20 protein-coding genes and 2 pseudogenes are annotated in these 23,438 nt (G+C 41.1%); 10 read left to right on the top strand and 12 right to left on the bottom strand.

The window, feature by feature from the left end:
- Both RM368_RS21140 and RM368_RS21135 read left to right on the top strand, forming a co-directional pair.
- Window positions 1-627, top strand: coding sequence for a hypothetical protein (locus RM368_RS21140; RefSeq protein WP_322695848.1), 627 nt, complete (start codon window positions 1-3; stop codon window positions 625-627).
- A gap of 28 nt (window positions 628-655) precedes the next feature.
- Window positions 656-1,045, top strand: coding sequence for a tautomerase family protein (locus RM368_RS21135; protein ID WP_322695847.1), 390 nt, complete (start codon window positions 656-658; stop codon window positions 1,043-1,045).
- Window positions 1,046-1,255: 210 nt separating this feature from the next.
- Here the strand turns inward: RM368_RS21135 and RM368_RS21130 are convergent, their stop codons facing one another.
- On the bottom strand, window positions 1,256-2,143 hold the full coding sequence (locus tag RM368_RS21130) for an alpha/beta hydrolase (RefSeq protein ID WP_322695846.1): 888 nt from the start codon (window positions 2,141-2,143) through the stop codon (window positions 1,256-1,258).
- A gap of 375 nt (window positions 2,144-2,518) precedes the next feature.
- Between RM368_RS21130 and RM368_RS21125 the strand changes: the two genes are divergently transcribed.
- The 6 genes and pseudogenes from RM368_RS21125 (at window position 2,519) to RM368_RS21105 (ending at window position 7,928) form a co-directional block, all read left to right on the top strand.
- A complete protein-coding gene (locus tag RM368_RS21125) occupies window positions 2,519-2,830 on the top strand; it encodes a BMC domain-containing protein (RefSeq protein ID WP_322695845.1) in 312 nt (103 codons plus the stop codon).
- Between the two features lie 82 nt (window positions 2,831-2,912).
- Window positions 2,913-3,263 carry a carbon dioxide-concentrating mechanism protein CcmK gene (locus RM368_RS21120; protein ID WP_322695844.1) on the top strand — a complete coding sequence of 117 codons (351 nt, stop codon included), beginning with the start codon at window positions 2,913-2,915 and terminating at the stop codon, window positions 3,261-3,263.
- A gap of 1,037 nt (window positions 3,264-4,300) precedes the next feature.
- Complete coding sequence (locus RM368_RS21115; protein WP_322695843.1) at window positions 4,301-5,488, top strand: HetZ-related protein 2; 1,188 nt, start codon at window positions 4,301-4,303, stop codon at window positions 5,486-5,488.
- Between the two features lie 298 nt (window positions 5,489-5,786).
- A pseudogene (locus tag RM368_RS38820) lies at window positions 5,787-5,999 on the top strand (pilus assembly protein PilB); the annotation flags it as partial.
- 495 nt (window positions 6,000-6,494) lie between these two features.
- A pseudogene (locus tag RM368_RS38815) lies at window positions 6,495-7,055 on the top strand (pilus assembly protein PilB); the annotation flags it as partial.
- 189 nt (window positions 7,056-7,244) lie between these two features.
- Complete coding sequence (locus RM368_RS21105) at window positions 7,245-7,928, top strand: Crp/Fnr family transcriptional regulator (RefSeq protein ID WP_322695841.1); 684 nt, start codon at window positions 7,245-7,247, stop codon at window positions 7,926-7,928.
- Between the two features lie 322 nt (window positions 7,929-8,250).
- Here the strand turns inward: RM368_RS21105 and RM368_RS21100 are convergent, their stop codons facing one another.
- On the bottom strand, window positions 8,251-8,547 hold the full coding sequence (locus RM368_RS21100; protein ID WP_322695840.1) for a hypothetical protein: 297 nt from the start codon (window positions 8,545-8,547) through the stop codon (window positions 8,251-8,253).
- 231 nt (window positions 8,548-8,778) lie between these two features.
- On the opposite strand from RM368_RS21100, the gene RM368_RS21095 reads away from it, so the two are divergent.
- Window positions 8,779-10,560, top strand: a complete 1,782-nt coding sequence (locus tag RM368_RS21095; RefSeq protein ID WP_322695839.1) for a M61 family metallopeptidase — start codon at window positions 8,779-8,781, stop codon at window positions 10,558-10,560.
- A gap of 171 nt (window positions 10,561-10,731) precedes the next feature.
- On the opposite strand, the gene pyk is transcribed toward RM368_RS21095, so the two are convergent.
- On the bottom strand, window positions 10,732-12,501 hold the full coding sequence (gene pyk / locus RM368_RS21090; protein ID WP_322695838.1) for a pyruvate kinase: 1,770 nt from the start codon (window positions 12,499-12,501) through the stop codon (window positions 10,732-10,734).
- Between the two features lie 381 nt (window positions 12,502-12,882).
- Here pyk and crtR point away from each other — a divergent pair, with 381 nt between their 5' ends.
- Window positions 12,883-13,773 carry a beta-carotene hydroxylase gene (crtR, locus tag RM368_RS21085; RefSeq protein WP_322695872.1) on the top strand — a complete coding sequence of 297 codons (891 nt, stop codon included), beginning with the start codon at window positions 12,883-12,885 and terminating at the stop codon, window positions 13,771-13,773.
- 61 nt (window positions 13,774-13,834) lie between these two features.
- Here crtR and RM368_RS21080 read toward each other — a convergent pair whose 3' ends face one another.
- From RM368_RS21080 to RM368_RS21040, 9 genes are all read right to left on the bottom strand, one after another.
- Window positions 13,835-14,146: a DUF5615 family PIN-like protein gene (locus RM368_RS21080; protein ID WP_322695837.1), complete on the bottom strand. Its 312-nt coding sequence runs from the start codon at window positions 14,144-14,146 to the stop codon at window positions 13,835-13,837.
- Window positions 14,130-14,375, bottom strand: a complete 246-nt coding sequence (locus tag RM368_RS21075) for a DUF433 domain-containing protein (RefSeq protein WP_322695836.1) — start codon at window positions 14,373-14,375, stop codon at window positions 14,130-14,132. Before RM368_RS21075 ends, RM368_RS21080 begins: the two co-directional genes overlap by 17 nt.
- Before the next feature lie 197 nt (window positions 14,376-14,572).
- Complete coding sequence (locus tag RM368_RS21070; protein WP_322695835.1) at window positions 14,573-14,998, bottom strand: hypothetical protein; 426 nt, start codon at window positions 14,996-14,998, stop codon at window positions 14,573-14,575.
- 629 nt (window positions 14,999-15,627) lie between these two features.
- Window positions 15,628-17,121: a catalase gene (locus RM368_RS21065; protein ID WP_322695834.1), complete on the bottom strand. Its 1,494-nt coding sequence runs from the start codon at window positions 17,119-17,121 to the stop codon at window positions 15,628-15,630.
- A gap of 403 nt (window positions 17,122-17,524) precedes the next feature.
- A complete protein-coding gene (locus tag RM368_RS21060; protein ID WP_322695833.1) occupies window positions 17,525-18,973 on the bottom strand; it encodes an alkaline phosphatase family protein in 1,449 nt (482 codons plus the stop codon).
- A 15-nt stretch (window positions 18,974-18,988) separates the two neighbouring features.
- Window positions 18,989-20,215 carry a metabolite traffic protein EboE gene (gene eboE, locus RM368_RS21055; RefSeq protein WP_322695832.1) on the bottom strand — a complete coding sequence of 409 codons (1,227 nt, stop codon included), beginning with the start codon at window positions 20,213-20,215 and terminating at the stop codon, window positions 18,989-18,991.
- Between the two features lie 146 nt (window positions 20,216-20,361).
- On the bottom strand, window positions 20,362-21,294 hold the full coding sequence (eboC, locus tag RM368_RS21050; protein WP_322695831.1) for a UbiA-like protein EboC: 933 nt from the start codon (window positions 21,292-21,294) through the stop codon (window positions 20,362-20,364).
- 119 nt (window positions 21,295-21,413) lie between these two features.
- Window positions 21,414-22,376, bottom strand: coding sequence for a TatD family hydrolase (locus RM368_RS21045; protein WP_322695830.1), 963 nt, complete (start codon window positions 22,374-22,376; stop codon window positions 21,414-21,416).
- Between the two features lie 118 nt (window positions 22,377-22,494).
- A complete protein-coding gene (locus RM368_RS21040) occupies window positions 22,495-23,358 on the bottom strand; it encodes an EboA family metabolite traffic protein (RefSeq protein WP_322695829.1) in 864 nt (287 codons plus the stop codon).
- Between the last annotated feature and the right edge of the window lie 80 nt (window positions 23,359-23,438).

The raw sequence follows: 23,438 nt of genomic DNA, 5'->3' as shown, positions 1-23,438 counted from the left end.
ATGGCTAGGAAACAAAGTCTCTCTGACTTACTACAAGAAGAGGCGCAAAAATTTACACCCCCAGAAGGTGAATCTGCGATCGAGGTTACAGCCGAAAAAATAGCCGCAGAACAGGCTGCATCTGATGAGGAATCGTTAGGACAACCACTTGAGCCAACTTCTACTAAGCGCACAAGTCCCACTAAAGCTGATTTAGAAGCAACTGTCAAAGAGTTGACAAGTAATCTAGAAACAAGCCACAAAAAAGAAGCATCTCTTGGACAAGAAATTACTGATTTGCAATCAAAATTATCTAAACAAAAAACATTTGCATCAGAACAAAAATCATTACTAGAACAGCTAACAAAAGAACTTGATGAAACCAAAAAAACAGCACTGCAACTTGCAGAAGCAAATTCCCAGCTTATAGAAGAAATTAATTCTTTAAAACAAAAAGCAGAAGAAAAAGCAGAGAAATCTAAACTTGTTGTCAAAGAAAGTAGCGCGATCAAACCAGTAAAAGACCGCTACAATCCACTTAACTACAAAAAATCATATCGGTCATCAGAAACACTAGCTCAAAATCAACCTCAAAATCAGCCGAATGAGTATCCTGATAGTTCTAATGAGATGTGGTTACTTGACTAAAGTCAGTTCATCAGTCAGTTAAAGATTAATGGTACAAATCAAAATCTATGGCACTGCTTCATTTATCCGTCATTCTCGCAGTGCCATTTCTGACGTAATTCATTCTTGTGTTGTTGAAGCTCTAGTATATCCTCAAGACAAGCGTATCCATCGGTTCTTTCCTCTCGAACCCGAAGATTTCATCTACCCCGTCGGACGTTCAGAGAAATACATCATCATTGAGATTAGTATGTTTGAGGGACGCACTATTGAAACGAAAAAGAAATTAATTAGGTTATTGTTTTCTGCCTTATCTGAACAAGTTGCAATTGCACCTATAGATATAGAAATCACGATTACAGAAACCCCAAAACACAACTGGGGTATTCGAGGAACAACAGGAGATGAATTAAACCTCAATTACCAAGTGCAAGTGTAAATTTTTGGAGCTTTTAGAGTGAGCATTGTAATCATTGGTGTCAACTTAACGTGAAAGCCTAGAATTTCCTGTTATTAAATCACTTGCTTACAATCACTATCCGCGTCACCCCTCCCTAACTCTCCCCTTTTAGATGACAGAAGCCATTAGTAACAGATGAAAAACTTGTCAGTCGCCGTCACAGAAAAATTATTGAGAGTTAGGCTATCTTTAAACTCGAAAGTCTAAAATATGCTGCGCGGTGATTTGTGGTTGTTCCAAATGTGGGAGATGACCACAATCTTTAATCCACGTAAGAGTACTGTGTGGAATTGCCCTTTTAAATATTATGGCATCTTTAGTACCCAAAATTTTATCGGAATCGCCCCACAAAATTAGCGTTTGTTGCACAATTTTTGAAATAACTGTGAATCTAAAAGCACTGTAACCACCACTTTTAGTAAAAGAAATCAGAGCTTGATGCCAACTCGGCATTTGTAAATGTAATGCTCCACAACATAACGCATCGATAGAGGCAAGAGTTTGATTTTTATATCCAATGCGAGAAACGCGATCGCGCACTTTCAGATTACTCAAAAACTGAGTTGCTAAATAATCTAATGGGGGAAACATGAATTTGCTTAATGGCGAACCACCCGCCAATCCTGCACTATCAATTAACACCAGCTTTTTGACTACTTGTGGGTAAGCCAATGTAAAATCAATCGCCGTCGCACCCCCCATCGAAGCGCCCACCAAAATTACAGGTTGCTTAATGAGGCTTTTCCAGAAATAATAAAGATGGGTTTTAATTGCAGTTGGACTATAAGCAATTCCTGAGAGTCTATCTGTAAACCCAAAACCCAATAAATCCACTGCCCAAGTTTCATTATCTTCAGAAAGTAGTGGCAAAAGCCGCCGAAATTCTAATACAGAACTGTCAAAGCCGTGAATTAATAAAATCGGAGTTCTACCACACCCTTGCTTGACAAATGTTGTAGTTACTGGTTGATTAGTTAAAGGAGTAGCGATCGCAGTTGTTTGAATACTCCGAGCTAGTGCGATCGAAGTAGGTTCTGTGAGTTGCTCAACTGCCGTAGGAAGAAAATTCGGAAACATAAATTTCAGTCGATCGTACTAGTACAATACGGCAAAAATAAACCACCCATTCCAAATCAATGAAATGCTTATGCTGTATTCATTTTTAATTTTTAATTCCGCTTTGCGGTACTAGCTTGCTTCCACCCATAACTAATTTTGTTAAACAATCAAGTTACACAACCTAAGATCCTGAAGTATTATTTGTAATACTATATATATATAAAACATCAGCCAGGGACTATCAAAATATTCTAACTCCCAACAGACACGATTAATCGCGTCTCTACTCCCCAAAAAAATATGGCATCAAAGAAAGTTTTCCAAAATGTCAAAATGGGGACTAAAGCCACGTACAATTAAAATCGCTTATCCCTTAGTCCAGGAGCTAATGCCATGCCAATGGCGGTTGGCGTAATTGAAACTTTAGGTTTTCCGAGTGTCTTAGCAGCAGCAGATGCAATGGTCAAAGCTGCCGCAGTTACAATTGTGTATTATGGTCAAGCGGAGAGCGCTCGCTTGTTAGTCGCCGTCCGGGGACAGGTTTCTGAAGTAAATAGAGCTGTTGAAGCCGGAATCATAGCTGGAGAGGAAGTAAAGGTTGGTACAGTAATTACCCACTACATCGTTCCCAATCCCCCGAAAAATGTCGAAACCATATTACCGATCCATTTCACTGAAGAATCAGAACCTTTCCGCATGTTCTAAGCAATTTTGCTATTCATTATCTGTAGCGAAGCTTCGTACAATTAACTTGTAGCCCCCAGTTTATTCATACAGGAGATTAATAATGTCATTACAGGCAGTTGGAGCACTTGAAACGAAAGGTTTTCCTGCGGTGCTAGCAGCAGCAGATGCTATGGTAAAAGCTGGTCGAGTTACCCTCGTTGGTTATATCAGAGTGGGTAGCGCCCGTTTTACAGTTAATATTCGTGGTGATGTTTCTGAGGTAAAGACAGCTATGGCTGCTGGTATTGAAGCCGCAGAAAATGTTTATGGCGGTACCCTAGAATCTTGGGTGATTATTCCTCGTCCCCATGAAAACGTTGAAGCTGTTCTACCAATTGGCTACACAGAACAAGTCCAAAGCTATCGAGAATCTGTAGAAAATCCCATTGTTAGTAGATCGAACAATCGATAGATTTAACCTCCTGCGGGGAAATTCAAAACAAAAACTTCCCATAAATGAATTTAAAGAGAAGTTTATTGTCAGGCTTCTGACTATCAAAACTTTAGAGGATTACATTTCTTCTGTTTTTAGATTTTGTATAAGTTGAATTTGGAAGCAGAGAAAACAACAGTTAGAGTCAATAGTCAAAACCAATATTGACTGTTGACTGTTCATTTTTATAAATATAAAAGCTTTCAGAATAACTTACCAATATGAAAGGTGTAGTTGTGACTGAAGCTAGTTTAAAAAAGATAAATTGACCTATCAATCCTTACTATTTTTTTATACAACGACTTACCAAACATCTTTTGAAACAAAAATTACCGTATATACACTTAATTCAATCAACAAATCTCACAAAACATAACTTAATCCAATTCAGTGAAAGCCCGCTCCTCTTTCAAAAGCAGGGAATTTAGCCAATTTATTCAGGAGAATTAGAGAATCTTCCAGAGCAAAATCTCATGAACACTAAGTATATTGAGATTAAACTAAATATTATATAGGACTCATATTTGATTTCTGAAAAAACTCAGTACATCTTTATTCCTATCTTCCCAGTCCCCAGTCCCCGATCTTTACGAGTAATCAGGAATCAAATAGGATTGCTATACGACGCAAGGGTTTGTACAGAGTTGAAACTTATACTAGTGAAATAACGTCCAACTTTGAGTTAAATTAGATTCGTTCCTTGGATCTGTTACAAAATGTTAGATTTACCCGATCCATTTTGTGAAAGGTGTATCCTCCACACTTTAAGCAGATTTCTGTTCTCAACTAAAAAAACATAACTTTACAAAAAATTTAAATTGGCAGAATGCCCCAAATGCCTGATACATAATATGTTTGGACTTTTTGAAGGAAAAGCGAAACATCAATGTAGAAATTTCTGCATAATTTTAGTGAATTCAGACGTAATAAAAGTAGAATCACTGAGCTATTTTCATGAAATTCATGAAATTCATGAAATCTGGGGCAGCTGCCAGTTAAACAATTAGGTGGGACGAATGGGGGTTGTAATGCAAACTTCAAAATTGAGTTTCGAGGAATGCAATCTCATTATGACAATAGATGTGGAAAAACTGGCTCTAGATTGGCAAAAGCGCTTGGCTGTGGAATGTCCAGACCAAAATGAAGCCGCAAGGCAAAGCATTGTTCTCTGGCTGTTGGGATCTGACTCAAAACGGTTCGATCTGTATAATCCTAAAGAACTAGATATCGCCAAGCAAGCGATGGAATATCGCTGGAGGATTTTACGTCAACGCTACTTGGGGTTGGGGCGAGAACGTGCTTATCGCAACTTGATAACCCGATTGGGGAGTTTAGTAACATTACGGAATAAAATTCAGACTTGGGTTTCCCTCAGCCGCGATCGCCAGCGTAGTGTAATGGATGTGTTACAAGAAGTACTCCAAGAGTTACTCCAAAACGACAGCCAGATGCAACAGCAAATGGCTGATATTGCCAAATATACAACCGATAGACGATTGGGAGATGCTCTGCTATTTGCCAGTTTAGAAGAATATTGTCTGCGACCGGTACGCAATCAACCCCTATTAGCTTATCGATTTGTGAATTATTTGCGTCGCACTCAGCGTGGTGGTTTAACCCAAGTGCCAGGACGTGATTTGGTTCGACTAGTCTCAGAAGAAGTTCTTACAGACGACAGTGACAATCGAGTTAACTTAGTCGATAGTCAGGCGATCGCAGAATATATTGAAGCACAACAACTAGAAGAACAACAAGGGCTGCGCCAGTCAGTACAAAAAGAATTTGAAAATTATTTACAAGAAAATCTCGGTACAGAAGCAGTAGAATGGCTACGGCTGTATCTGCAAGGTAAGTCCCAGGAAGAGATTGCCAAAAAAATGAATAAGCCGACGAAAGAAGTCTACCGTCTGCGAGAAAAAATTAGTTACCATGCTGTACGTGTTTTTGCCCTCAAAGGCAATCCAGAACTCGTAGACAACTGGCTCTCAATTTCCTTGCAAGAACATAACTTGGGATTAACCCAAAACCAATGGCAGCAACTTGATGAAAAATTGACTCCTCTAGGGCGACAAATCTTAGATTTGCGCAGAGCAGGTAATTCAATAGAAGCCATAGCCGAACAGTTAAAACTCAAAACCCATCAAGTGCTGGGTGAATGGACAAAAGTCTATCTTGCAGCCCAAGCTTTAAGAACCCAAGAGTAGCCTGTAGTGGAAAATGGAGCATAGGGAAGTGGGGAATGGGAAGCAGGGAAACAGGGGAGAAATCAATTCAAAATTCAAAATTCAAAATTCAAAATTGAAGATTCAATCCCCATACTCAATGCCCAACGCCCAATGCCCAATTTTCAGTATGATCGCTAATCCCTAATCTAAAATTCATACTTTACTTACATTTACTTAAGTATATATAATTGGAATTTTAACAAGTTAACAAAGTATCTTTATTAACTACCTATTCAATTAGAGGCAAAATATAAGTAAACACCAACGAATCAAATCTATGTTGTCTTCAAAGGGCGAACTAAATGATACCGTAGCAAATGGACAGCAAATGCTAACTGCCGCTCAAACGAGGTGGGAGCAAGAAGGCGATCGCGAACAAATGTTCCACCTAATCGATCATCTTTTGTCCTTTGAAGCTTGCCTCTACCACCAAATTTTACCCTTGAGATTAGAAGACAAAAGCCTCTTGCTGGGTATGGTTTATCCAGAAGAAAGCGAAGCCCTAGATTACGTTGGTCGCATTTTGTCTTCTATCAATTGCACAATGGTGATTGAGGCGATCGCAGCCGATGCTCACCGCAGAATACTATCAGCCTACCTCAACCACAAGAATATATCCCAGCTAGATGCCCAACAAGTGCATCAGCCAACAGTGGACTTTCCCCCAACAAATAGCCCAGCTACGATTACTGACATACCTAGTCCTTCCCTAGATGCCGACTCAGAATCAAATCAACAACCAGTATTGACGGCGTTTCAGACACAAAAGCATCAAAATTCTGGACAGCGGGTAGACTTGCCTCCGATCCCAGAGCTAGACCAATCATCTCAAACTACGACGTTCTTCACCCCTATTTCCAGAACTCAGTCGGGAGAGGATTTTGAACCCACATCATCCAACAATTTACCTATTTTTCCCACACAATCTTCCGAACTACTGAATCCGATTGAGTTGCTAACAACACTGCCACCAAAAAAATTACTAGAAGAATTACTAGGGCGAATCTTAGCTGGGGGAATTGGTCGGCTGTATTTAGAAAGACAAGCTTACGAAGGCAGAATACTGTGGAGTGACAATGGAGTTTTACAGTCTGTATTAGACAAACTGCCGCTCTCAGTTTTTCAAGGAGTATTGAATGAATTAAAGCGGTTTGCTTCCCTGCCTGTAACCACGCTTGCAGAACCAAAACAGGTAGAAAAGGAATACGTGTATCAAAAAAATCGCTTATTATTACGCTTGCGAGTCATGCCGGGAATCTACGGCGAAGAGGCAACACTCCAAGTATTGCGGGGAGCAGCATTAAAATTCTATCAACAACAACAATTGACGCGTATAGGCCGCGATGCTTTAGGAATTTCTCAGCAACTAAGCATTAAGTTACATGAACTACAAGAACAACTTTTACTGAATCCTAGCCTTGATTCTCAGCAATTAGAGGCTTTAGTTGCCCTGAATCAATTAGTGAAAAATTTAGACCAACAGATCAAAATACTGGCACTAGATAGCAATCTACCAACAAAGAGTAAATCATCAATCAGTAGGTGAAAACGCTGATTTCGTTAGCATACATAATTGTTATGTTGTAATGGAATCTCAGACAGATAAAGCTTAGAGATTCATCTTCAAATAAATACAAATTTTGCGATCGTATTCTGAGTAAGATTACGGTTTAAACAAACTTAAATAGTAGCAAAGTTAGTTTACCCTCTTAAATCCTATTGTTGCAAATATTTCATGCTAACTGAGGTTTTTAGTGAACTTTTCCCCTTAATGAGTACAGCCAATCCACAGACTTTGGAATGGCTACTCAACGTTGCAATTGAACATGAATATCCATCTGGGCGAGCCGTTGTGATGGAAGATGCCTGGGGTAACGCCGTTTACTTGGTGGTTTCTGGTTGGGTCAAAGTCCGGCGTACCGTCGGGGAAGATTCAGTAGCTTTGGCAATTTTTGGGCGTGGCGATTTTTTTGGAGAAATGGCAATTTTGGATGAATCTCCACGCTCAACTGATGTCATTGCCCTTTCACCCGTGAAATTGCTTAGTATCTCCAGAGAGCGGTTTATTCAAATATTGTTTAAAGACCCGCAGTTACATCACCGGATGTTGCAACTAATGGTGCGGCGATTGCGGCAAATTAACCAGCGCCTACAAATGCGGTCTTCACCACCAGCAGTCAAACTCGCCCATACTCTAGTGACTTTGGGTGAAAGCTATGGTCAGGAATCAAACTTAGGAAGAGAAATTTTTAACATTCCCTTTAAAGATTTAGCAGAGGTGACAGAAATCGGCGTTGAAGAAACCACCAAAATCATGGAAAAACTCCATGAAAAAGGGTGGATAAAGATTGATAGCGTCAACAACATCACTTATCTTGTGAACTTCAAACAGTTGATGAACTTAGCTGGCAAAGTCTGATTCTTTTATTTATTCAGCGATCCCAAGTTTGGAGGTAGCTGTAATGCTTGATATATTAGGATTTAGAAAAAGATTATACGGAAAGTTTCTGTATAATAAATAGTTAGCCATCTTCCGTCACTGAGAGTTGTTGATAACGAAAGGTTCTTAGTCAATGGCACAGGTTGGGTATGCAAAAGTTGAACAAGGAGGTAGATGAACAACTCTAGCATTCAGGGTAGTTGCCTTTGTGGAACGGTGAAATTTGAAGTGAACCCGCCGTTCCAAAAAATGGTTCATTGCCACTGCTCGCGGTGTCGCAAAGGCACGGGCACAGGCCATGCTACAAATCTAACCGTTGAACCAAAAAAGTGAAGACAATACCATCATAACTCTGGGACTTAGACACAATGCAGGGAATGCGATCGCCTTTACCTGCCAAAATAGGCGTCAGATTCGGTAGTGTCTTGTAAAGCTGAATAAAAGCCTGAAACTCAGTCGCAGTAACCACCCCCACCGCTGGAGTAATATCTAATTCTGCGTGGTGTAGCGCACTTTTTAAAAGTGTTTTATTACAAATGGGTTTTCCAATTAGAGAATCTCCGCCAGTAAGGATTTTTGGTGCGTTGGCGTAGCTCATTGTATACATCGCAGACTGCTAAATATGGCTGAAATACTCAAATAGCCTGTAGTAATTATGTACAATGCATAAGTAGTATATTAGTTATGCAAAAGAAATAAAGTGTAATCTTTATTTGATAAAAAGTGGATTTATCCGTGGAGTCAAAACTTACAATACTGTCTTTTCTACGAGATGCAGTGCGATCGCACTGCATCTCGTAGCCTATTAACAATTACCTCAGCAAACAAGATGACTGAAGCAACAGCAACTCGTCCCAATACCTATATCAAGGAAACTGGGCCAATGATTCATTACCTGGTGGCAATGTCCCAACCAGAAACCCATCTGTTTGAGGTGACTTTACGCCTTGTCAATTATTCCTCACCGATTCTTGATTTAAAATTGCCCGTTTGGACACCAGGTTCTTACTTAGTCCGAGAATACGCCAAGAATTTACAGGATTTTGAGGCTTTTGCAGAAAATAAGCCTTTAACTTGGCGTAAGCTTGGTAAAAATCATTGGCAGATAGACAAAACAAATGTTTCAGAATTAACTGTACGTTACCGCATTTTTGCCAATGAGCTATCGGTACGAACCAATCACTTAGATGCTACCCACGGTTATTTTAACGGTGCGGCACTATTTTTTAGAATACCTGGCTGGGATAAGCAACCCATTCGCGTCACCATCGTACCACCGCAGCCAAAATGGCAGGTAACTACTGCCTTACCACCCGTTGGTGAACAAACAAATACTTTCTTGGCTGGCGATTTTGATACTTTGGTGGATACTCCCTTTGAGATTGGTTCCCACCAATTGTATAAATTTGAGGTATTAGGAAAACCCCACGAATTGGCAATCTGGGGACAAGGTAATTACCAAGTTCAGCAAATGATTGCTGATATCCAAAAAATTATTCAAGTAGAAGCGCAGATGTTCGGCGGTTTGCCATATAAACGATATGTGTTTCTGCTACATTTATTTAGCCAAGCTTTTGGCGGTTTGGAGCATAAAGACTCTTGCTCCTTAATTTACCAGCGTTTTGGATTTCGCGCTCAGGAAAAATACGATCGCTTTCTGCAATTAGTTGCACACGAATTTTTTCACTTGTGGAATGTCAAGCGAATCCGCCCAAAAGCATTAGAGGTTTTTGATTACGACCAAGAAAATTACACACCATCATTATGGTTTTGTGAAGGTACTACTAGTTACTATGACTTGTTAATTCCTTTGCGGGCGGGAATTTTTAATGTTCAGTCGTATTTAAATAACTTAAGTAAGGAAATTACCAGATATGAAATGACACCGGGGCGCAAGGTACAAACCGTTTCCGAGTCGAGTTTTGATGCCTGGATAAAACTTTATCGCCCGGATGCCAATAGCGGTAATTCCCAAATTTCTTACTATTTAAAAGGAGAAATGGTATCGTTATTGCTGGATTTGCTGATTCGCTCTACTCACAATAATCAGCGCTCCCTTGATGACGTGATGCTAAAAATGTGGCAGCAATTTGGGCAAGCTGAAATTGGTTATACCCCAGAACAGTTACAAGAAGTTATCGAATCTGTTGCCAGAATTGATTTGACTGATTTCTTTAAACGCTACATTGATAGTACTGATGATTTGCCTTTCAATCAGTATTTAGAACCCTTTGGCTTGCAGTTGGTAGTCGAACAGCAAGAAGAACCTTACCTGGGCGTGAGAATAAATACAGAGAATGGGCGGGAGATCGTTAAGTTTGTGGAAATTGGTTCACCTGCACAAGTAGGGGGAATCGATACAGGTGATGAGTTGTTAGCAATTGATGGGATTAAGATAACAGGAGGTGGCTTAAGCGATCGCCTCAAAGATTATCAACCAAACGATAACATTCAAGTCGCAGTTTTCCACCAAGACGAACTGCGTACTTATTCCATCACTCTCGCGTCACCACATCCGACTCGATATCAGGTGAAGCCCGTTGATTATCCTAACTCCAAACAGCAACAAAACTTTGCTGGATGGCTTGGGGCTGCGATCGCTACTGTTTAATTAAGGGGCATGGGGCATTGGGCACTTGTACTGAGCGTAGTCGAAGTATTGGGCATGGGGAAAGGGAAAGGGGTAAGGGGAAAAGGGGAAAGATTAAATTTATTCCTTTTCCCTTTAACCTTTAACCTTTTCCCCTGCTCCCCCTGCCCCCCCTGCCCCCCTGCCCTACTCCTAAGCCGTTCTCACCGCTCCAGAGTAAATCAAACCCCGTTGCAGATCCAGCGTTATAATCGCCCCATCTCGAATCGCCTGCGTTGCCTGCTTCACACCGACAATGACTGGTACACCGAGACGCAAGCCAATTACTGCTGCGTGACTTGTGAGAGTTTCATCTTCGGTAATAATTCCGGCAGCTTTCCGAATTGCCTCAACAAAATCGGCACTAGTGCGGGGTGCAACCAAAATATCTCCAGGATTAAAGTTACTCACATCCATGCCAGTACTTGCCACCCGTGCGCGACCACTTACTGAACCTTGCCCCAGCCCAATTCCGTGACCTAGTACTGCCGTCACCACCTCTACTTTAATCAAATCTGTAGAGCCAGAAATCCCCTGGAGTGTGCCAGCGGTCATCACTACTAAATCTCCTTGGGACAGTAACTGAAGTTCCTGAGCCACGTTAATCGCAGCCTGAAATGTCTGACCAGTGGAAGGTAATCCTAGCACCAACAACGGTTTGACTCCCCACACCATCTGTAGCTGCCGCGCTACATTTACATGGGGTGTCACTGCCAAAATCGGTGTTTGGGGACGGAACTTAGAGACATTGCGAGCTGTTGCCCCAGTTTGGGTTAGGGTCATTATTGCAGATGCGCCTAATTGTTCGGCAATTTGACCTACAGCTTGACTAATCGCATTGGGAATGGAGCGCCGGGAATCTTTTAAAGAACGTAAGTTTAAGTGTTGGGCTTGTTCTTGCTCCATCCGCTCGGCAATTCGTGCCATCGTCGCCACTGCTTCTACAGGGAAGCTACCCACGGCGGTTTCATTGGAGAGCATTACCGCGTCTGTGCCGTCTAAAATCGCGTTTGCCACATCCGAAACTTCAGCGCGAGTCGGACGGGGATTGCTCACCATGCTATCTAACATTTGAGTAGCGGTGATGATCGGAATCCCCAAGCGATTTGCTGTCGCAATTAGCCGTTTTTGGAGTACCGGAACATCTTCTGCTGGCAATTCCACCCCTAAGTCGCCTCTGGCAACCATCACGCCATCACACAAAGCCAGAACCGCTTCCATTTGTTCAATAGCTTCGTGCTTTTCAATTTTGGCAACCACTGGCACTAGCTTGCCTGTACTAGAAATTAGTTCTTTAATTTCGATCATGTCCTGGGGATTGCGGACAAAGGAAAGTGCCACCCAATCGACACCCTGATCTAGACCAAACATTAGATCCTCTCGGTCTTTGTCGGTCATTGCCTTAATTGACAAGTAAACGCCGGGAAAGTTTACGCCTTTGTTGTTAGAAAGTTTACCAGGTACGGTGACGCGACAATGCAAATCACCTTTGTCCCGGTTTATTTCCTCCACCAGCATTTCTACTCGTCCATCGTCGAGGAGAATTTTTGCCCCAACTGGGACTTCTTCAGCTAAATAATCGTAGGTGACGCAACTAATTTCTTGCGTACCGATCACCGGACGATTTGTCAAGGTGAAGCGATCGCCTTTTGCTAAAACTATAGAGCCGTTATCAAACTTCCCCAAGCGAATTTTTGGGCCCTGCAAGTCTTGGAGAATAGCCACTGGCTGATTTAATTCAAAAGCGGTTTGCCGAATTAAGCGAATACTACGCTGATGGTCGGCATGAGTTCCGTGAGAGAAGTTTAGCCGTAGCGTCGTGGCTCCCGCTTCAATAATCGCCTTGAGCATTTCAGGACTGCTAGTAGCGGGGCCAATAGTAGCGACAATTTTTGTCCGGCGCAGAGAATCTCGTAATTGCATAAGGGCTGAAGTTAGGGAGCTATCTGGGAAGTCATCGTAACTGAAGTGGCATCTCCTTTTCAGTCACTGCTATATCAATCAGATATAAGCAGTTAGATGAGGGTTTATGGGAGAGTGGAGGCTGTGGGATAGAGTAGATATAGTACATCAATCTTGTATCCATCCTCCCAACGAAGGAGTTTATTCCATCAACTTCTTGCCGATTGTCATACCCCACTTATCAGTAAAGACTAGGCTTCGTTTGGAATCATAGCGTTATTCATCTGCTGATATGCAAAGCTGTGGATAAATCTTGCTATACAAAAATTTGCAAAACTTTATCATTCAATAATATTTATCGTATATTCGTAATGTCTGCTCAAGAAGGAGTTAATGTTAGAGATGATCGCATCGGAGGCACAAAAGCCACTGACAATCCCACCCAAGGAATTTTTAACGCCTCCTGGTGATTTCAATCCGACGCTACTGCTGTTTTGTGTTGCTGTATCCATGCTGGTGTTATCCAACTTTGGTTACTGGCTCTGGGAATGGCCGCACTGGCTATGCTTTTGCGTTAATACGATCGCCTTGCATTGTGCTGGAACCGTAATTCATGATGCCTGTCACCAATCTGCCCATCGCAACCGCGTGATGAATGCGATGTTAGGACATGGCAGTGCGTTGATGCTAGCTTTTGCTTTTCCTGTATTTACGCGGGTGCATTTACAGCATCATGGTCATGTAAATCATCCTAAAGACGACCCAGATCATTATGTTTCTACAGGTGGGCCGCTGTGGCTGATTGCAGTGCGCTTTTTGTATCACGAGGTGTTTTTCTTTCAACGGCGACTGTGGCGGAAATATGAGCTATTAGAATGGTTCATTAGCCGCTTAATTATTGGTGTGATTGTTTATATCTCAGTGCAGTACCACTTTTTGGGTTACATTCTCAATTTTTGGTTTATACCGGCTTTTGTGGTCGGCATAGCACTAGGATTATTTTTTGACTATTTGCCTCATCGTCCTTTTGCGGAGCGCGATCGCTGGAAAAATGCTCGTGTCTATCCTAACCCGATTCTCAATATCTTGATTATGGGACAGAATTACCACTTAATTCATCATTTGTGGCCTTCTATTCCTTGGTATAATTATCAACCTGCATACTATGTAATGAAACCGCTTTTAGATAAAAAAGGATGTTATCAAACTTCAGGATTGTTACAGAAAAAGGATTTTTTTGAGTTTGTTTACGATATTTTTTTAGGAATTAGATTTCATCATCAAAAAGAATAGAGTTGTTGCATAAAGCGATCGCCTACGGCGGGCTGCGCCAACGCCTTAAAAATCTCCGATTTCAACAACCGCACCCGGAGCGATTGTTGCTAAGATACTGCGAACACTGGGTATTCAATGGAAGCAAATCAGATAGGCGATTACTAGATGCCACGAGAACAACGACCGCAACTCCAGCCTGTTGCAAGTTTTGCTGATATTGTAAGTTTTGGTCTGTTGTGAGGAGAATCGTGAAACTTTCCTGGATCATCAGTTGCAACAGTTCACCATTCTTTTTGCCTGACCATCCCATTTCCACAACTGTGCGTACCTCATAATCAGTGAGTTCACGTTTTAAGGGTCGTGGAACACACTCATCAAGCAGAATTAGCATAAGCGGTCAGCATTTCCTTTGCTAATTCAAGAGCGGCGTAGGCGTAGCCCGTCGTAGACATCGCTTGCTCACGGCTAACACTGGGAAAGTGATCTAAAAACTCATCCAGTGAGTCACCCGCTTCTAGGTAATCGAGCAAGGTTTTTATCGGCACACGAGTATTAACAAAAACAGGGGTTCCCCCCAATATATCAGGGTCGCTATGAACAACACGCGATGTGGATGTCATATAGTTAGTATACGTGCGACAAATTACCTTCCGATCCTAGCTCTGATTCTCTCGTAAATCTCAGCATATATTCCATATTCTTGAAGCCTTATTTAGCGCAGCTTCATAAAGAATTAGTATTACAATTAAACATAGAGTATGACAATGTATTATCAAATAAATATGCCATCGAATCTGCTCACGCTTGTCAAGATTTTCTAGTACTTCATAGGATTATTTATTTTTGTCCCAAGAATTGATTGCTCTTTATCTTTTATGAGAAAATTAGAGCTATTAATTCTAATAACCTCATACATTTCTGCCACAAACACTGAACCTAAAGTAGCTACCATATCTGCAATAGAAATCTTAAAGACTAATGGAACCTTAAAATTAAAAAATGATTTTGGCATAGTTTTAACATTTAAATACAACTTTTTTTGACTAACGTACCATACTCCAGTAAATTTATTACCTGTTAGAAGTTCTTTAGGTTTAGATAAAAGTAAGGTTTGAATCCTGGTTTGTTCATAAGTCATATCATCTTTAAATTCAATAGTGATTTTTTCCGAACCAGTATTAAAACGCCATTTCCCCAAAAGTAAAATTTCTATTTCTAAATCGGAATGCTTACTAGTATTCATATCTTACCTATCCACAGAATAATTATTTAATTTTTCTCTCAACTTAGGTGAATAGTTGCGTGTATCAAAAATGCTTTAATTTCCTACTATCCATATCTTTTGATGATTTTGTCTAAAAAATTTTTGAATATCATGAATGCAAACTCTTACATTATTAAGATACTCTCACTTGGCAAAGTGCATATGCATAAACTTTCGTAACGAGCGTCTGTTCATCCTCACGCTACAACTGAACTTCTGCATCCGGGTAGGTGACTTGGAGTGCTTCTACTTGTAAGCATCGCCTAATCCTTCCACCCTGATTCGTTATTAATGCCTATATCGATGTTCTGCTGTAGCTTGTTATTTCCCTACTTCTTCTCTGTGTGCCAATAACCAGATAATAGACCTCTTGCAAAAATATATTTTTGCACTCTTAGGGAAAAGGGTAAAGGTTAAAGGAAAAGGATTTTGAGTTTCTTTACCCTTTTCCCCCGCCCCTTTTCCCCAAACCCTTGCGAAGCGTTTTTACTTCAAGCCCATAACTAAAGTTATGGGGTTCCCTTTCCCCTTTCCCCTTTAACCTTTTCCCTGCCCGAAGGGCGTTGACGGCAATGGCTTTTCGGCCCACCCCACAAAATTGGATAAGGCTACCAATTACCTACAGGTTGAGCAGTTGGAGAAAACATTGAGGGATCGATTGAAATGCCCAATCCTTTAGCTACACGACGACCATAAGAAATATCTGCCCGGAAGAAGTGGCAAAGTTGGCGCATTTGGATATCCTGTCTCGCTTGAGAGAGACTGCCGACGATATTATGAGCAAGACGCTCTTGCTGCTCAGGAGTTAGTAACCGATACAAATTACCTGCTTGGGTGTAATCGTCGTTTCCTTCACGATGACTGTAACGATCGACTGTGACATCGCCTAAATGACTAGGTGTTTCTGCATAAGCTGGATTTTCTTTGGGCGTACCCTCAGCACTATTCGGTTCATAGTTAGGAACGCTACCGTGATTGTTCCCTGGCGCCATAAAGCCATCTCGCTGATAATGCATCACTGGACATTTTGGCTGATTAACGGGTAGTTGTTGATAGTTACCACCCAAGCGATACCGTTGAGCATCTGGGTAAGAAAAAATTCGAGCTTGCAGCATTTTGTCTGGAGAGAAACTAACGCCAGGAACTACCGCACTAGGGCTAAAAGCGGCTTGCTCTACTTCGGCAAAATAATTCTCAGGGTTACGATTTAGCTCTAATATCCCGACTTCAATTAAAGGATAATCTGAGTGCTTCCAAACTTTGGTCAAATCAAAAGGATTATCAGGATGTTTTGCTGCTTGCTCCTCGGTCATCACCTGAATACACATCCGCCACTTGGGATAGTCACCTTGAGCGATCGCTTCAAACAAATCGTGAGTCGCATGATCGGGATCTTCACCCTTAATCTTAGCCGATTCTTCCTCCGTCAAGGTTTGATGCCCTTGCAGAGTCTTAAAGTGAAATTTACACCAGACGCGATCGCCATCAGCATTAATTAAACTAAAGGTGTGGCTACCAAAGCCGTCCATGTGGCGATAGGTTTTGGGAATTCCCCGATCTGAAAAGAGGATTGTCACCTGGTGAAGCGATTCTGGACTGAGTGACCAAAAATCCCATCTTGCATTATGGTCTTTGCAATTGGTTTGGGGATTGCGCTTTTGGGTATGGATAAAATCAGGAAACTTCAGGGGGTCACGGATGAAGAAAATAGGGGTATTGTTACCTGTGATATCCCAGTTGCCCTCTTCAGTGTAAAACTTGATGGCAAAACCTCTAGGGTCACGCTCGGCATCTGCTGAACCTTTTTCTCCCCCGACTGTAGAAAAGCGCAGGAGAACTTCAGTTTTCTTGCCAATTTCAGAAAAAAGTTTAGCTTTACTGTAGCGGGTGATGTCATTGGTGACAGTAAAAGTACCGAAAGCAGCCGCACCTTTAGCGTGGACAACTCTTTCGGGAATACGTTCTCTGTTGAAATGAGCCAGCTTTTCTAAGAGGTGGAAATCCTCGATTAATACAGGCCCACGCGCTCCAGCCGTGAGTGAGTTCTGATTATCAGCAACAGGAATACCGTCAGCAGTTGTCAAGTTTTGCGGTTCAGTCATGGTTCAAGAAGCTCTCCATGTAAGTTACTTAGATTGCCCACAGTACATTTTAGTCAGTAGATTGACGGATGCCTACTGATAGAACAATTTAATTCATAGTCATAACGAGTTTATATATAAAGCATACTCGATATGATTATGAATTACAAGGAATTTTTTTGTCTTTTGGTAAGAAGCTAGAAGGGCGGTTAGAAACCGCGTCTATACAGGTAAAATTCACCTCTGTAGGTTGAAAAACCTTAATTTTACGTGAGTTCGACAAGCCCTTTTTTGACCTCTCCCCCAACACCTCTCCGACACCCAGAGGCAAGTCAAAACCCTAATTTATGGTTGCTCCTCCCTCTCCCACGGGGAGAAGGAGGTTGTCCGGGAGAGGTTCATCGAACTCACGTTAATTTGGTGGTCAACAAGAAAGTGGCGGGTCTAAATCCCCCACTAAATTGATTCTGAATTCTGAATTCTGAATTCTGAATTCTGAATTCTGTTTTAAATGTTTGAGAATCAACGAGCAAACATCTGTCGCCTCAATTTGATGTTCATTAACGAGGTGAGTTTGATGGGTGATAAATAGAGGCCCTTCGTCTGGAGAAGTGGTGATATTACCGTGAGAACCACGCACTAGGGAAGCGTCCAGAGGAATCACATCCATTAAGTAGCGAAAACCTAGTTGTTTCTTAAGTAACTTGAGAGCAATTTTTCCTTGAGGAAATTTTATTTGCGGATCGAGGAAAAGTTCTACAGGATCGTAACCAGGTTTGCGGTGGATATCTACGGTTCTAGCAAAATCAGGTGCTTTTGCATCATCGAGCCAATAATAATAGGTAAACCAAGCGTCAGATTGTGCGATCGCTACCAACTCTCCCGATCTAGGATGATTGAGATGGTAGGCTTGTTTTCCCTCTTCATCCAATACTTGCGCTACGCCTTCAGTCGCTTCTAAAAGCGATCGCACTTTCGGGATATACGCCGGATCGTTCACATAAACATGAGCAATTTGATGATCGGCAACAGCAAAGGCAATGCTAGCACCGAAATCGAGCAGTTCTCGCCCTAATTCCTCGCGCACAGCAATTAAACCATTTTCTCGTAGTACGCGGTTCAAATCCACCGCTTTAGAAACTGGGGTAATGCCATACTCAGAAAGAATAATTACTTGAGTATTTCGTGCTTGATAATATTCAATTAAATCACCACAAACAGCATCAATTTCTCGCAAATCCGCTTGAATCTGTGTTTGATTGTTACCAAACTTTTGCAGACAGTAATCTAAATGTGGTAGATAAACTAGTGATAATGTCGGGCTGTAACGTTCCTCAATCCATTTTGCGGAATTGGCAATCCATTGGCTAGAACTAATGGTAGTTTTTGGCCCCCAGAAATCGAACAAAGGGAAGTTTCCTAAATCAGATTGAATTTGCGATCGCACATCACTAGGATGGGTATAAATATCAGGTAATTTTCTCCCATCTGCCGGATACATCGGGCGCGGCGTAATTGCATAATCTACTGAAGAATACATGTTGTACCACCAAAAAAGGTTGGCACAAGTAAAGTTTGGATCGATTGATTTAGCTATTTCCCAAACTTTGGGAGCTTGCACTAGTTTATTAGACTGCCGCCAAAACTTCACTTCACATTCATCACGGAAGTACCAACCATTAGCGACAATTCCATGTTCTTTAGGCAATTTTCCTGTTAAATAAGTAGCTTGAACCGAACAAGTTACAGCAGGTAGAACTTTTTTAATGGGAGCCACTTGCCCTTTATCAGCCCAAGAAGATAAAAACGGCGTATTTTCTCCTAGTAAACTGGGCGTTAATCCTACGACATTTATAACAACTGTTTTTTTCATAAACTTAGTTTCTTCTTAATTTGCGACGAATTCTTTTAATACCCACTCAAATTCTCGCTGAATAGAAGTCAGCATATCTATCTTCATTTCTGACGGCAATACATCCCAAGTGTAAGTCTCAATTTCTAAATGCGAGCAAGCATTGTTTACCTGAAGTAAATGCAAAACAGTAGCGATGTCATCTTGGGTAGATTGCAAAATTTGATAATCATGAATAAAAATAGGTACATGGAAGTGAGTACGCCATTCTTCAGCTAGAGATTGCTCTAAATGTGGTAATGCAGTTATTAAATCAGGATAGTGGTGGAGTGTACCATCGCTACGACGTTCTATTACCTGATGAAGATAAGTAGATTCTGCGAAAGGACGTAAACGCTCAACTATTAAACTACGCTTCTCAACCTCAGCAGGGATTTTTACTTTAATTGCAGCGCTGATTTGAATTTTACCAATTTTAATTCCTGCCGATTGCAAACGCGTAAATACAGATTGTGGCTGTTCATATTCAACTGAAAAATGGCAGGTGTCATAACAAATGCGAACGTGTTCTAGCAATTTAGTTTCTGCTAAATCCTGCTCAATATTTAACTTGTCTGATAAATAACTACCACCTATTGGCAATAACCAATTTTGATAAAAATCAATTACTTCTGAAGTATTTTCAATTAAACCATCAGGCTCAGGTTCTAAATCAATATGAAGAATCTTGTCTGTTTCTTCATGGATGCGAATCATTTCTATAACAACTGATGCTATATTCAAACAACTCTTTTTTAGAACCGTTTCAAAAGTTGCTTGGTCTTTTATCCACCAAGGTTTATAGGATAATGGTAGTGTAGAAATTCCGCCATCAAGTCCTTGGGGTAATAGACTAGCTAAAATATGTGCCAAGTTTAATGTATAATTAGCTCGTTCTTGTGTAGACCAATCTGGTGCATAAACTTGATCTTTTACTACTTGTCGATGAAATCCGCCATAAGGAAATCCGTTTAAGGTGAAAACATATAAATCTTGTTGAGTTAGCCAAGCTTGAAATTGAGCTAAGTTATTACTTTCTAAAAGTTCTTTTGCAGCAACATCTGCTAACCTCAAGCCAATCCCAAAAGGTTCGGTAGGCGATAAACGTGATTTTAGTTCGGGAATATACTTCTTTAAATTTGCGAAAACCTCTAGCCAATTTTCACCAGGATGAATATTACTGCAATAAGTTAAGTGTAAATTATTGTTGTTTGTAATTTTCATTTTCTACCTCTATTCCTTGTCTATGTAATCTGTTTTCTTTGACTTAAACTATTTCACAAAATACTTGTTAGATATTCATAATTAGGGGCGCATAGATGTGCGCCCCTATAGCCAATTTATGGTATTACTGGGTGTATACATTCAAGTTAAGTAACAGCAAATACTTTTGCTAACTTCATCGAAAATGGTAGCAAAATTAGAACTAATAAACCGTAATACAAACCAGCAAAACCAGATGCAATGGTTGCATCTAATACTATTAGAGATAAAACGCCTATTCTCACAGCATTTCTAATATTTTCAGCTATCGGTTCGCGCGCTGCTTTGATAAAGTTAGGCAAGATTCTGATAGCCAAGAAAATAGCGAATGGTAGGGCTGCGATCGCTGTATACTCTTCTAATAATCCTAAAGCTAAAACTGCTGTCAAAACTATTGCAATTAGAAGTAGCGCCAGGACTCCCGTAATCTTCTTACCACCGTGAACTTCACCCTGACTAATTGCCGTGATAGCAGCAATATAAAGAACAGGAATCAGCGCTAAATACCAACGTTCTCCGATGATTTCGGGTACAGCACTTACACCTAATAATAAGTTACTACCACGACACAAACCCATATTTAAAGGGCCGAAAAAAGGATGATGTTTGGCGAGTGAGTTATAGAGGAGGCATGAAAGAGTAATAAATGTTGCGATCGCAGCACTCAACAACGATACTTGAAAAGCAGCTATAATCCCGATTGCAAACAGTATACTCCCTAATAAAGTAGCATTTTGACGAGATACGCGACCACTAGGAATTGCTCTATTTGGTCGCTCTTTAGCATCTAATTCGGCATCGAAAACATCGTTAAAAACTATCCCGCCACCGTATAAACCAGTTGTCGCCAATAACAACCAAGCTAATGGAATTAAGATGGCAAAAGTTGCTTCGCCATTAATTAATTTAGTAAAAATAATTCCAGAACCGGAAGCAGCAAAACCTAGAAGAATATCCGCCCAAGCAGTAACAATATTAGCAGGACGTATCAATTCCAGATAACCTCGCCAACTTTGAAAATTTAAGCTTGCAACATTCACTTATCTGCCTCCGTGCTTACTATTTCTCAAAATAAATCGCATATTACAAATCAATTAGATATTTATGCAATTTATCTTCTTTTGTACAGACGCGATTAATCGCGTCTCTCCCCAATTTTCTATTCAATCAACACAAAATCTGAAACTGATTTGATTCCTGGTTCTTGTCCGCGTAGCACAGAATTCCCACTGAACATTTGACGTTGATCGATAGATTGAGGATTGAGCCAATCTGAAGCTTTCATTTGCCCAGTTTGACTGTAAGCAGCTAGGGCATTTTCATAACAAACTGCTCGCACATGTTCTTCAGGAATGCCCCTATCTAACATCAATTGAGCCGTTTTTGGGACTGCCAAAGGATCGCTAATACCCCAATCAGCGCTACTATCTACAATGATGCGATCGCATCCATACTTACGGACAACTTCTACCATCCGGGCATTACCCATCTTCGTCTGTGGGTAAATCGTGAAAGCTGCCCAAAAACCTCGTCCTAATACTTCTTCAACAGTTTCTTCGTTGTTGTGATCGATAACTACTTGTGAAGGATCTAAGCCATATTCAATACAGCGATCCATACTCCGACTAGCACCCGCCTTTTTATTACGGTGAGGAGTATGAATTAGTACCAACGTATCGAGTTCTTTGGCTAATTCTAACTGTTGACAAAAGTACTTATCCTCTGCTTCTGTCATATCGTCATAGCCAATTTCACCAATGGCAACAACTCCTTCTTTACAGGCGTAAAGTGGTAGCAGTTCCATAACTTCAGCTGCTAGCGCTTCATTGTTAGCTTCTTTCGGATTTAGGCCGATTGTGCAGTAGTGTTGGATGCCAAACTGACTAGCACGAAACCGTTCCCAGCCCACAAGACTACTGAAATAGTCTTTAAATGAGCCAGCGTTAGTTCGGGGTTGTCCTAACCAAAAGGCTGGTTCAATAACGGCGACAATTCCATATTCCCGCATTACTAAGTAATCGTAAGTAGTACGGGAACACATGTGAATGTGAGGATCGATATACATCATGGTTTTAATAATTGGGAATTGGGAATTGGGAATTGGGCATTGGGCATTGGGCATTGGGAAAGACGAGGCAGGAGGCAGAAGTTCTACAATGTTTGAATTTTGAATTTTGAATTTTGAATTTTGAATTGATTTCTCCCCTGCTCCCTTGCTTCTTCCCCAGTCCCCACTCCCTTCATTTGCGGCTAAAACTGCTCCAAGTCAGATTACCTTGTTGAATGGATGACTGTAAATCTGGGTAATGAGAAAGTAATGCTTGCGCTTGGGGTAAAGGAGACTCAGCACAAGCTAAGGCTGCTGCTTCTTGCTCGTGTATATCCCCATTAGCTAGTACTTTTTCCAAATCTGTGATGATGGCGCTATCGGCAAACCGTCCCACAGGTCGCCAAAGTTCTGGCGTAACTGAGCGTTTAGCTGCCCAACGTTCATGGGCATAATCTGCCAACATTCTCGCCAATTCTGGGTTAGCACGCCGATCTAGACCCCAAATTAGATGCAACGGACTGCCGACAAACACAGCCTTCAGTACCATCTGATTCCAGGCAGCATTATCTAAGTAATTTGCTGGATAAGGGTTACGTAGTGCTATGGCTTGAAATACATTACTCATATTGCTGCGAATTCCCTCAGCAGTACGATGGCGATGTAACTCTGGGTGTGGTAATAGCGGCAAACTTTGATAAAGGGCAACTAACTCCCCCATATCGGCAGTGGAGAAGACTCGATCGAGCGATCGCACATAGACCTCAGCATCATCGTGGGGCAAAGCTAAAAGCAAAAGTGTGCGACACCCTTGATCTACACTCCAATTACCAGGATACCAGCCGGGAATCAGATTCTCTGCTGCTTCCAAGTCCTGGAATGTTAGCTGCAAATCCTGTTTACCTAGATAACGCGGCACAGCACTAAAAGCCGTAAAAAACACTCTCTCAGCAGTGCCGCTAGCAATCTGTGCTTGCTTCTGTTCCAACCAAGTAAAAGCTTTCTCTGAAACAGACTTTAACAGCCAATGATGCAGTAATTTGTTTACTTTACTCATGATAAATTCAGGATAAGTTGCCCAACTTATTTGTGACAACCAAGTATAAAATATAGCACTAAACTTAATATTTTGGGTTT

The organism is Nostoc sp. DedSLP03, assembly GCF_034530815.1.
Classification (GTDB): Bacteria; Cyanobacteriota; Cyanobacteriia; order Cyanobacteriales; family Nostocaceae; genus Nostoc.
Note: the sequence above shows the minus strand (reverse complement) of the source record. Positions and strands in the feature narration are given on the sequence as shown.